5 protein-coding genes are annotated in these 11,733 nt (G+C 39.0%); all 5 read left to right on the forward strand.

Annotation, left to right across the window (positions count from 1 at the left end; all coding sequences use genetic code 11):
- Positions 1 to 2 precede the first annotated feature (2 nt).
- Entirely contained in the window at positions 3 to 2,675 is a 2,673-nt protein-coding gene (gene bcsA, locus H5118_RS09565; protein WP_182715391.1) for a UDP-forming cellulose synthase catalytic subunit, read from the forward strand.
- A complete protein-coding gene (gene bcsB / locus H5118_RS09570; RefSeq protein WP_182748648.1) occupies positions 2,668 to 4,914 on the forward strand; it encodes a cellulose biosynthesis cyclic di-GMP-binding regulatory protein BcsB in 2,247 nt (748 codons plus the stop codon). The genes bcsA and bcsB overlap by 8 nt, the downstream gene beginning before the upstream one ends.
- A complete protein-coding gene (bcsZ, locus tag H5118_RS09575) occupies positions 4,914 to 6,044 on the forward strand; it encodes a cellulose synthase complex periplasmic endoglucanase BcsZ (RefSeq protein ID WP_182748650.1) in 1,131 nt (376 codons plus the stop codon). The genes bcsB and bcsZ overlap by 1 nt, the downstream gene beginning before the upstream one ends.
- Positions 6,035 to 9,853, forward strand: a complete 3,819-nt coding sequence (locus tag H5118_RS09580) for a cellulose synthase subunit BcsC-related outer membrane protein (protein WP_182748651.1) — start codon at positions 6,035 to 6,037, stop codon at positions 9,851 to 9,853. Before bcsZ ends, H5118_RS09580 begins: the two co-directional genes overlap by 10 nt.
- A 247-nt stretch (positions 9,854 to 10,100) precedes the next feature.
- Positions 10,101 to 11,594, forward strand: coding sequence for a peptide MFS transporter (locus H5118_RS09585; RefSeq protein ID WP_024598453.1), 1,494 nt, complete (start codon positions 10,101 to 10,103; stop codon positions 11,592 to 11,594).
- Positions 11,595 to 11,733: the final 139 nt, after the last annotated feature.

Genomic DNA, 11,733 nt, shown 5'->3' on the forward strand with positions numbered 1-11,733 from the left:
GGATGAGCTTTACTCTTTTTTACAAAAGGCCCATACACAGTACATTGTATATTCTATTGAGTATATTATTCACTGATAAGCTTGTGCGTTACATTTTATTTAAATTTCATAGTTACTTTAATCAGCACAAAGTAAATGTAATTGAAGCCTTTTTAATGCCCTTCATAACTTTGTTCGGTTCATTATTTGTGAATATTAAAAAGAACAAAGAAAACTTTGAGTTAGCGTTATATAACTATTATCCACATTTAAGATTGCCATACAGAACTTATATCTATTCCAATATTATACGCTTTGTTATTCAGAGCATATTTTTGCTTTTTGCTGTTCATAAACCCAAAAGAAAATCAGTGTCTATAAAAAAGCATGCTGTAAATTATTTTTATGATGGAGTCAGTTACAGCCTAAGGCAACTTCGTTGGTACGACCTTAAATTAGGCCGATTAATAAGGCGCCTTTTTTCCAAAAACAACAAGCCTAAAAAAAGTGCTTTTAAAACAATGGCCGACGCTCGTATTTGGCAGAACAAACTTATTAAATACATCGTTGTTGCACTGATATTATTCTTGCTTGCCATATTTGTTACTATTCCCTTTAGCCTTGAAGCGCAAGCGGTGTTTATTAGCTTTATTTTACTGGTTGCTTACGCGCTCAAACGCGTAAAAGGCCATATGGCCACGATTGTAATGATCACCTTATCTGTCACTACATCTTCTCGATACTTGTGGTGGCGATACACTGAAACACTTAACTGGGATGACCCTTTAGCACTTACATTAGGTGCAGGCTTGTTACTAGCAGAAACATACGCATGGATGGTACTTATTTTAGGTTTTTTTCAAACTATTAACCCACTTGAAAGAAAACCTGTCATGTTGCCAAAAAATACTGACTTATGGCCAACGGTAGATATTTACATTCCTACTTACAACGAGCCTTTAAGTGTTGTAAGGCCGACTACCCTTGCCGCTTTAAGCATAGATTGGCCAGCAGATAAACTAAAAGTCTATATTTTAGATGATGGTAAACGCCCTGAGTTTGCTGAATTTGCTAAACAAGTTGGTGCAGGTTATTTAACAAGACCAGATAATAACCATGCAAAAGCCGGTAACATGAATAGTGCTATGCGCTACACAGATGGTGATTATATTGCCATTTTTGATTGCGACCACGTACCTGCTCGTTCATTTTTGCAAATGACTATGGGACAGTTTTTAAAAGACAGTAAAGTGTGTTTAGTACAAACACCACATCATTTTTTCTCAGCAGATCCATTTGAGAGAAACTTAAATAACCACAGTCAAATTCCAAATGAAAACATGTTGTTTTACGGGCTTATTCAAGACGGAAACGATATGTGGGATGCTACGTTCTTTTGTGGTTCGTGTGCGGTACTCAAAAGAGAAGCGCTTGATGAAATAGGTGGCTTTGCTTTTGAAACCGTCACCGAGGATGCTCATACTGCACTGCGAATGCAACGCGCAGGTTATAAAACTGCCTATATAAATATTCCTCAAGCTGCTGGCCTTGCCACTGACAGTTTATCGGCTCATATTGGCCAGCGAATTCGTTGGGCACGGGGCATGGCGCAAATATTTAGGCTCGATAACCCGCTGTTAGGCAAAGGCTTGAACATACCTCAGCGACTTTGTTACTTAAATGCTATGCTGCATTTTCTATCAGGTATTCCGCGCATTGTATTTTTAACCGCGCCCCTGGCACTTATATACTTTAATGCATACATTATTTACGCGCCATTTTTAGCTATTTTTATCTACGTTGTACCTACACTTATTCAGATAAAAGCAACTAACTCACGAATACAAGGTAAGTATCGCTATTCGTTTTGGGGCGAAGTTTACGAATCTGTGCTTGCTTGGTACATATTAAAGCCAACAACAGTTGCTTTGTTTAATCCAAACAAAGGTAAATTTAACGTTACCGAAAAAGGTGGCTTAAACGATAAAGAGCATTATGACTGGGGTATTTCTAAGCCATATTTGGTTTTACTCGCCATTAATTTAGTAGGTATGTTAATTGGTATTTTACGCCTGTTTTTTGGCGACCCTACGCAAGTTGGTGTACTGCTGATTAGTATGGGGTGGGCGCTTTATAATATTATCATTTTGGGTGCTGCGGTTGCCGTGGCAGCAGAAGCACGCCAAGTGAGGCATTCACACCGTATTAAAGCAAACTTCCCAGCGGGAGTTCGTTTAGCAAATGGCCACACATTAAAAGTAAAAATTACAGATTACTCCGATAACGGCGTAGGAATAGAAACCGACCATGCACATGCTTGTCGTGTAAACGATAAAATAGAATTATTAATGAGCCGCGGTAATAAGCAATTTTCGTTTACTACCCATGTTTGTAATACTCGGGGTAATCAAATTGGCTTAACCATTAAAGATTTATCTCTTGAAAAACAGCGCGCGTTTATACAATGTACATTTTCACGAGCTGATGCGTGGCTTGACTGGCAAAATAACTTTAGACATGACCGCCCATCTTACAGTTTTAAAGAAGTGCAAAAAACAAGCCTCAGAGGGTTTAGTAACTTGCTCTTCCACGCACCAAGAGTGCTTCAACCTATCATTCAGTTTATGACTAATTTAGTTGTATACGTAAACTCATTTACTCCAAAAAGACCAATAGTGCATAATAATTATGATTAAAAAGTTGCTTAATATATCCCTAACATTGTCGCTTATTTGTTGCGCTTATTTTGCGCATGCAATTGAGCCATTACAAAATAAATCAATGTTCATTAATGGATACCCTGAGAGCGCTCAGGTGTCGAGTTTACGCTTAGATTTTGAAGCGTTAGGCTTTACAGGTTTTAGGCTCAACGGGGTAAATAATAACTCCCGCGTTGACTTTACAAACCGAATAGATAAATTGAGCACCAATTTAAAGCTTAACTTTTCGTATACTAACTCGCCTTCATTAATCGCGAATGTTTCGCACTTAAAAGTATACTTTAATGATAATTTAGTCACTGTTTTACCTATTAACGAACAACTTAGTATTGTAAAAAACACAGTGCAGCATAGCCTCGATCTTAACGCTAAATACATTCAAGATTACAACCAAGTCCGCTTTGAATTGGTTGGTTATTACGACCTTAGATGTCAAGACTACTTCAGCCGTACTATTTGGACAGAAATAAATAAATCAAGCAACATAACGCTCGACCAAAAGCAGCTTGCTATCGATAGCCGTTTAGAATACCTCCCAGAGCCGTTTTTTGATGAAAAGGATTACAACAAGCTTAACCTTCCATTTGTATTTGCTAAAACACCCAATACCCAAGCTATTGAGGCAGCAGCAACGCTATCGAGTTGGTTTGGAGCCCAAGCTGATTGGCGTGGATTTAATTTTCCCGTAACGTTAAATAAATCGCCTGATCAACACAGTGTGGTTTTTATTACTAATGATTCAAAACCTGATTTTTTGAAAGATTACCCAGATGTTGAAAAACCAACGATTGAAATCATTTCAAACCCATTTAATCGTTATTATAAAATGTTACTGATATTGGGCCGTGATGAAGCTGATTTAAAAACAGCGGTGACTGGCCTTGCATTTGGCCACAAAGTAATGACTGGAAGAAGCGCAAGTATTGAAGCCATAAATCAGTTGCCACTTCGAAAAGCGTATGATGCACCACGCTGGCTTAGAAGCGATCGTCCAGTGCATTTTGACGAGCTTATTGACTACCCTACGCAACTACAGGCGCAAGGTCTTAATAATGGTCCAGTAAAACTAAACATTCGCTTTGCACCTGATCTATTCACGTGGCGTGAAAGAGGAATACCTATTACTCTTCAGTACCGTAGCACGCCAGAATCAGAAGCCATCGACTCTCGTTTAAATATGCTAATAAACCAAGAATTTATAAGTGGTTTTTTACTAGATGAAAACAACGATTTATTACAAACAACACAAGCGTTGTTGCCACTAGTTGCCAATACTGACACCACACAAAGTACAGAAGGCTTTTCTGTCAATGGCATTAATTTAGCTAACAGAAATGAACTTAACTTTGACTTTAGGTTTGGCGTACTCAAAAAAGGCGAATGTGCTGTTGCACCTCCTGGCGGTGAGTTTGGTGTTATTGATGGCGATTCAAGCATTGACGTAAGTGAATTTGATCACTACATCGCATTACCAGATCTGAACGTATTTGCTAATAGTGGCTTTCCTTTTACCAAATATGCTGATTTACAAAAAACACTTGTACTTATTGATGAAAACCCAACACCTAATGCTTTAACCGTTTTATTTAACTTAACGGGGCACTTTGGCGCAATCACCGGCTACCCAACCCACAGAATGAGTGTTGCTCATTTAAATGAGGACGCTGATTTAGATGATAAAGACATACTCGTTATTGCTAAACCTAACAGTATTGCTAATGACTTAGATGAAGATGCACAAACAAATGTTTTGCTTAACAATAATCAGCGCGCAATTAAACAAGCAATTTATAATGGTGCATACGACGAACAAACGACCGATAAAGTAGAGGTTAGTATTAAAAGTAGTGGCGATATGGCTGTTATAACAGGGTTTCAATCACCGTTTGACTCAGACCGCTCTATCGTCTCGTTGAGTGCTACGACGCAAAATGCATTTACTATACTTGACGATGTTCTAATGAACTCAGAAAAATTAGCTCAAGTAAAAGGTAGTGCAGCCATTATCAACTCACAGGGTATTAAAACCATTCAAGTAGATGAGCAATACTTTGTAGGCCATATCCCAGTCCATACATTAGTGTGGTTTCACTTATCTGATCATCCATTTATTTTGGCATTACTGTCTATTTTAACGCTATTGCTGATCTCATTTATCTTATGGCGATTATTACAAGCACTAACTTACAAGCGTTTAGCTGAAGGAGACGAATAATGAAATCACTCGTTAATATGTTTTTTACTGTGATGGCACTATTTGCTTTCAATGCCAACGCACAAGTTGAACAGTGCGAACCTTGGCAGTCGTGGCAAGTGTTTAAAAATCATTTTATAAGCCAAGACGGCCGCGTTATTGACTTGGGCAGTGATCAAAGTATCACAACCTCTGAAGGCCAATCATATGCACTATTTTTTGCGCTTATTGCCAACGATAAAGCCGCTTTTGATTCTGTTTTAAATTGGACCCAAGAGCATTTATCAGAGGGCGATTTAAGTACGCGTTTACCAGCATGGAAATGGGGACTAGATAAAAACCGCGTAGGGGGTATTTTAGATTCAAACCCTGCGTCAGATTCAGACCTATGGATTGCCTACAGTTTATCGCAAGCGGCAATTTTATGGGATGAACGCCGCTATAGTATTTTAGCCGCAGTGCTTGCTCAACGTATAATCAGAGAAGAAACCGCCTACATAACGGGCCTTGGCCTGTCTTTACTCCCCGCACCTGCCGGTTTTGAGTTTGACAATGAGCGCTATAAGCTAAATCCTAGCTACTCGCCGTTATTTATTTACCAGCAATTTAAAAAGCTTTATCCACATTCACCGTGGCACCAACTGCACGAAGGATCAGCTAAGCTAATTTTAGATACCGCACAGCAAGGCGTTAGCCCTGATTGGGTTATGTTTGATTCAAACCGTGGTTTTTACTACAACAGAAAAAATACAGATTTAGGTAGTTATAATGCAATTCGTGTTTACCTTTGGGCAAGTATGATGGCAAAAGATGCACCCTACAAACAAGAGCTTCTTGCTCAGTTTGCACCATTTGTGAATACTATTGAAGAGCGCGGCTATGTTCCTTTAAATACGTACGCTCAATCAGGTAAATCTGAAAAAAGAGGACCTTTGGGCTTTAACGCTGCCCTGTTGCCTTTGTTAGCAGAGCAAGGTAATGATGAGCTAGTAATGGCCATTCAGCAAAAGCTAATGATTGATAAGTCTTTTACGCAAACACGTTATTACGACAGTGTATTGCATTTATTTGGTGAAAGTGCTGTAAACAAGCGCTTTAAAATAACGGCTGATGGAACGCTACAACCTACTTGGAGCACTGAATGTCGTTAAGGTTGGCCTTAGCTTGTACATTGGCACTAAGCACTAATTTAAATGCCGCAACAATAAATGATATTGATACACAATCGGTTGATTGGTTATTAAACCAAATTAGTATTGGTGAAGCACAACAAAACAAAAGACTTGTTGAAGATAGCCTGCAAAAATTGGTTGCAATTGCCCCTACGCGAATAGAAACGCAATGTGCGCTTGCACATTACGACTTTACGAATGGCAATACAGACCAGGCAAACTTGTTATTAAATAAGCTTGATAACCAACTAACACAACAAACACCTTGCGTAAAAAAACTCAAGGTTATGTCTCGTATTCAAGGTAAAGACAAGGCAGTAATTCAAGAAGCAAAGCTGCTTGCTCGTGCCGGCAGATATGAACAAGCACGTCAAATTTACAATAAAATATTTAATGATGTTTATCCTACTTTAAACTTTGAGCTTGAGCATTTAGGCTGGTATGCACAAGACAGCGCTCAATGGCAAGGGGTTAAAAATGGTTACAAGCAATTATTAAAACGCTATGACAACCTAGGCACTATAGAAGTTGCTTATGCCAGACATTTGCTAAGACGTAACCCACGCGATAAAGCAGCAATGCGTATTTTAAGTAAGTATGGATCGACATCGGGTTTTAGTGATGAAGTTGAAGGTATTTGGCTCTCTGCATTAAAAAATATGCCAATAAACAGTAATACTGACAAGCAATTTCAGCAATACTTTATACTTTACCCGTTTAGTAATAAGGGAGAGTTACAGTATCAAGACTTTAAAAAGCAATTAAAAGCACGCCAAAAATTATTAGCCGACCCGGCTTATCAGCTCTGGTTAAAAGGCAATAATCTACTCGAACAAGAAAAGTTAAAAGCAGCAGAACCTCTTCTATTAAAAGCATTAAAAGGCCGCCCTACTGACGGCGAAATCATGAACAGCTTAGGCATACTTTACCTACAACTAGGTGAAAATGGTAAAGCCTATAATTATTTTACACGTGCACAAAAATACACTGCCGACTTTGCAGAGCGAAATACCCTTAAAAGCATGGCTAAAACAGCTAAGTTTTGGCTGTATATTCGCCAAGCAAGAGACGCTATAGATAGCAGTGAATTTAGAGTTGCTAAACTAAAACTCGATTTAGCCGCCGCATTAGAAGAAGAACCTAATACCGTATTGGTAAATCGTGGCACCTTACAATTTGCCCAAGGGCTATATTCACAAGCTGCGCTTACCTACCAAGTGGTGCTTAAAAGCGAGCCTTTAAACGAAGGCGCCCTATTTGGCTTACTTGAAATTGCAAAGCTTGAACAAAGTGAAAAAACGCTCACCTCTTTTTTTAATCGACTTTCATTTTCACAAAAAGAAATATTAAGAGCGTCATATTTAAGCTCATTAAGTAGCGTGTATAGAGCTAAGGCAACAAAGCTAACTGAAGCTGGTGAGTTAGAAGAGGCTGAAAAAATATTAAAAGAGGCTATTCAGGCAACACCAGAAGAGCCTTGGTTATATTACGACTTAGCGTTTATATATCAACAAAAAGGACTCACCGACAAAGCTCGCTCATTGTTTAATAATGTATTGTGGCAATTTCCGCTAAATTCACAGCTTAGGTATAGCCATGCACTGTTTTTGCGCGCTTTAGATGATTACCAAGGTGCGCTTGCTACGCTTCAGTATATTCCATTTAAATCTCGCGATGCTGACATTGTATCTCTTGAACAACAGTTACAACTTAATGAGTCTTTAGCACAAAGCGAACGTTTTATTAATTCTCAAAATAAAGCGGCTGCTATTTATCACTTAAGTGCGTTAGAAGCACAAAATTTAACGCCACCAATGAAAGCGGAGCTAGCACGAAGCTGGTTTAGCATAGAAGAACAAAACCACGCTTTAAAACTCATGCGTGACGCATTAGCTGAAGACCCCTCATTATCAGCCTATTGGCATATGCTGTATGGAGAATGGCTTTTAGCACAGGGTAATAAAACTCAGACTACGGATTGGTTTAATCAATATCGGCTTCCTGAAAATGCCTCTGAGGGTGAAATAGATCAGTTTGTGCAATTACAAAATGCCTATTATTCTGAGTATTTTAGTGGCAGTGATCTTATTGCGAAGCTAAATCAGCTTGATCAAAAATACCCAAGTTCATCAGCTACAACAACTGCGCTAATAAATGCAAACTTAGCACTTGAACAAAACCAATCTGCGATTATTTTATACGAACAAAAAGTAAAAAATAATCAGCTAATTGAACCTCAAGCTTTAATGGCAATATCCAAAGCCTACAGAGCGCTTGGTGATGATTTCCAATCGAAAGAAGTCACACAACTCGCGATTGAACAAAGTACAACGCAAGAAAGTTATTTTCAGCGTCAAATTATGGAGTCGTTAAACGATTTTAACTACGCAGGTGATGCCCTTTACTTAGCTGAACAGCTTATTCAAAAAGCACCTAATGATTTAGAGCTTCGTTATTTAGGCGCGCAAGTTGCCTCTAATTTTAATGAAACAGAGCAAGCACAAACGTGGTACGCACAAACGCTTTCACCTAATCGTCAACTGAATGAGAAAGAACTCTACACATCCCTTTCGCGCATCAACGAAAACGACGAGTGGTATATAAACGGTGCCAAACGAGAACTACTCAGCCAACAAAACAAAAACCAAGCCTACATTGCCGTTGGTGTAAATTTTAGCGGACAAGTAAGTACTGAAAGTGAGGCCACATTGGGCGCTGGTTTAGTCCCTATTGAAGCGTACTTTCCGCTTTGGCAGGGGCAAGGCTTTGTAAAAATAGATCCTACAAGTATTAGCGCGCAAACAACACGATTTGACGAGCAATTTGCTGGCAGTCGATACGGTCAAGGCGCTTTGTGTATATTTACCTGTGGTATTGACGAGGTAAGTCCTGAGCAAGATGGCGTTGATATTGGCATTGGTTGGCAGAACGAAAACTGGCGCGTAGATATTGGCACAACACCACTGGGCTTTTTAATCGAAGACATTGTATGGGGTGTTAACTATTCGGACGACTTTGGTGACTTTGGCTATAGCCTTGAGTTAGAAAAACGACCAGTAACCAGCTCAGTACTCGCCTATGCAGGCCTTGAAGACGTTAATACTGGTAAAATTTGGGGGGGGGTTCGCTCAACTGGTTTAACCGCTAATGTTTCTCATGATTTAGGCGGCAATTGGGGATTTTGGTCTAGTGCTGACTTTACATTGTACAAAGGTCAAAACGTAAAAGATAACCAACGCTACCGCTTGATGGGCGGCACCTATTATCGTGTGATAAGCAATCAAGACCGCGAATTTACAGTGGGTGCAAGTTTATTGCATTGGGCCTATAAATTTAATTTAAGTGAAGAAACCTGGGGCCACGGCGGTTATTACAGTCCGCAAAACTATGTAGGTCTATCCGTGCCACTCACTTATGACGCGCGTTGGGGCGATGATTTTGTTTATCGATTAAAAACCGGTGTTTCGTACTCGCAAACAAAAACTCAATCTATTGATTTCTTCCCTAACGATAGCGATTTGCAAATAGCTGCGTATGATAGAGAATCAATAACAGGTGTTGACCCTGTATTTGAAGGTGAAACAAGTTCTGGTGTTTCATATAATCTTGAAGGTAGTTTTGAGTATAGAATAACGCCGAATTGGTTCTTTGGTGGCTACTTAGCCATCGATCGCTCTGACTTTTACGAACCAAACTTTGGTCAACTTTACATACGTTACTATTTTAACCCTGTTTATGGAACGCTTGAGTTCCCAGGTACCCCTATTGTTCCTTATGCTGAGTTCTAACTTGGCATAAGGTGATACACCGCGCAATACTTCCCCTAGCACTAAGGTATATGTATACTTGTGCCCAATTGTAACTAGGATAAGGGTGTGTCTCTTACCTTCTGGTGTTACTACCATATAGCAAATCATTATCTTAGCTACAAATAATAAACTGATGGTCGAGCATTTTAGTATGACTAAATACTAAGATAGCTAAAGCAAAAAATTATAAGGCCATTACAACAATTCTTAAAGTTAGGAAGTAAATATGAGTTCAGCTCCAGATAGTGGTTGGTTTGGCCACCCTAAAGGACTTTCGACATTGTTCTTCACTGAAATGTGGGAACGAATGAGTTATTACGGTATGCGAGCTATGCTCGTATTATTCATGACAGCAAGCTTACAAGAAGAAGGCCTTGCCTTTACTGTTGCATCAGCTGCTGCAATCTATGGTTTGTACACAGGCGCAGTATACTTTTTAGGCTTACCAGGTGGTTGGCTAGCTGATAGATTGTTTGGTGGTCAAAAAGCAGTTTGGTATGGCGGCATAATTATTATGATTGGCCATATTATTTTGGCTATTCCACATGATTATTCTTTCTTCGTTGGCTTAATATTTGTAGCAACAGGTACTGGTTTACTAAAACCAAATATCAGTGCAATGGTAGGCCAATTATATAGCGATGCTGATGAGCGTCGTGATGGCGGTTACGCTATTTATTACATGGGTATTAACATGGGTTCTTTAATAGGTTACTACGTATGTGGTTACTTTATGGAGAACGTAGGCTGGCACTGGGCATTTGGTGCGGCAGCTGTAGGTATGGCCATTGGTTTAGTACAGTACAAACTCACACTTAATAACTTACCAAAGCACAGTGCTTTACCGGCTAATCCATTAGGCTCTAAAGGTACTTCACGTGCATGGGGCGGTATTGCTGCATTTGTAATTGCAGCTGCTGCAGTTACTACGGCTGCAATGACCGGCGCTATTGTTATTAATCCAACTGTAGTTGCAGGTTACACAGCCATTGTATTTACTATTATCTTTTTTGTTTATTTTGGAGTTATTTACTTTACAGGTAATTTAACAGATGCAGAAAAACAAAGAATGTGGGCACTATTTTTAGTATGTATTGCATCTGCATGTTTTTGGTCTGGCTTTGAACAAGCTGGTTCATCATTAAACTTATTTGCTCGCGACTATACTGACCGTCTTATTGGTACTTTTGAAATCCCTACAACGTGGTTTCAATCATTAAACTCACTGTTTATTATTGCTTTATCGCCATTTTTTGCAGCGCTTTGGATTAACTTATCTAAAAGCTTAGTATCACCTAGCTACAGCGTTAAATGTGCAATTGGCTTAATTATCATGGCATCAGGCTTTTTAGTTATGTTTATGGCGGCTCATTACGCAGCTGAAGGCTTAAAAGTTGCGCCTTACTGGCTTGTTACTACGTACTTTTTACATACAGTGGGTGAGCTTTGTTTAAGCCCTGTAGCATTAAGTGCTGTAAGTAAGTTATCGCCTAAACGTTACACTGGCCAAATGATGGGTGTGTTTGTATTAACTTACTCAATCGGTAACATCATCGCAGGTTTACTTGCTGGTAATTTCGATCCGAATAATGTTGATGAAATTCCTAACTTATACTTACAAATTGCATTATTTAGCATTGGTGTTGGTGTTGTTTTAGTACTAATGACTTTTAAAGCTAAAGTATGGGAAAAACAAGGTTTAGAAGAGAAAGTCTCTTAATTATTGTTTATTTCAAATGTAGCAATATAACCTAAGACAATTCCTCCATAGCTTCTATGGGGGAATTTTTTATTCAACTTTGCCCTTCCCCCGTTAACTGATATTATATCCTGATTGGTTATTGAATAGACTCAGGGAC

The sequence above is a fragment of the Pseudoalteromonas sp. SR41-1 genome (genome assembly GCF_014164015.1).
GTDB classification, from domain to species: domain Bacteria; phylum Pseudomonadota; class Gammaproteobacteria; order Enterobacterales; family Alteromonadaceae; genus Pseudoalteromonas; species Pseudoalteromonas distincta.

What these genes read in the sequence shown, in the direction of transcription:
- bcsA (WP_182715391.1), top strand. Translation starts at nt 3, where the DNA reads ATGAGCTTTACTCTTTTTTACAAAAGGCCCATACACAGTACATTGTAT.
- bcsB (WP_182748648.1), top strand. Translation starts at nt 2,668, where the DNA reads ATGATTAAAAAGTTGCTTAATATATCCCTAACATTGTCGCTTATTTGT.
- bcsZ (WP_182748650.1), top strand. Translation starts at nt 4,914, where the DNA reads ATGAAATCACTCGTTAATATGTTTTTTACTGTGATGGCACTATTTGCT.
- H5118_RS09580 (WP_182748651.1), top strand. Translation starts at nt 6,035, where the DNA reads ATGTCGTTAAGGTTGGCCTTAGCTTGTACATTGGCACTAAGCACTAAT.
- H5118_RS09585 (WP_024598453.1), top strand. Translation starts at nt 10,101, where the DNA reads ATGAGTTCAGCTCCAGATAGTGGTTGGTTTGGCCACCCTAAAGGACTT.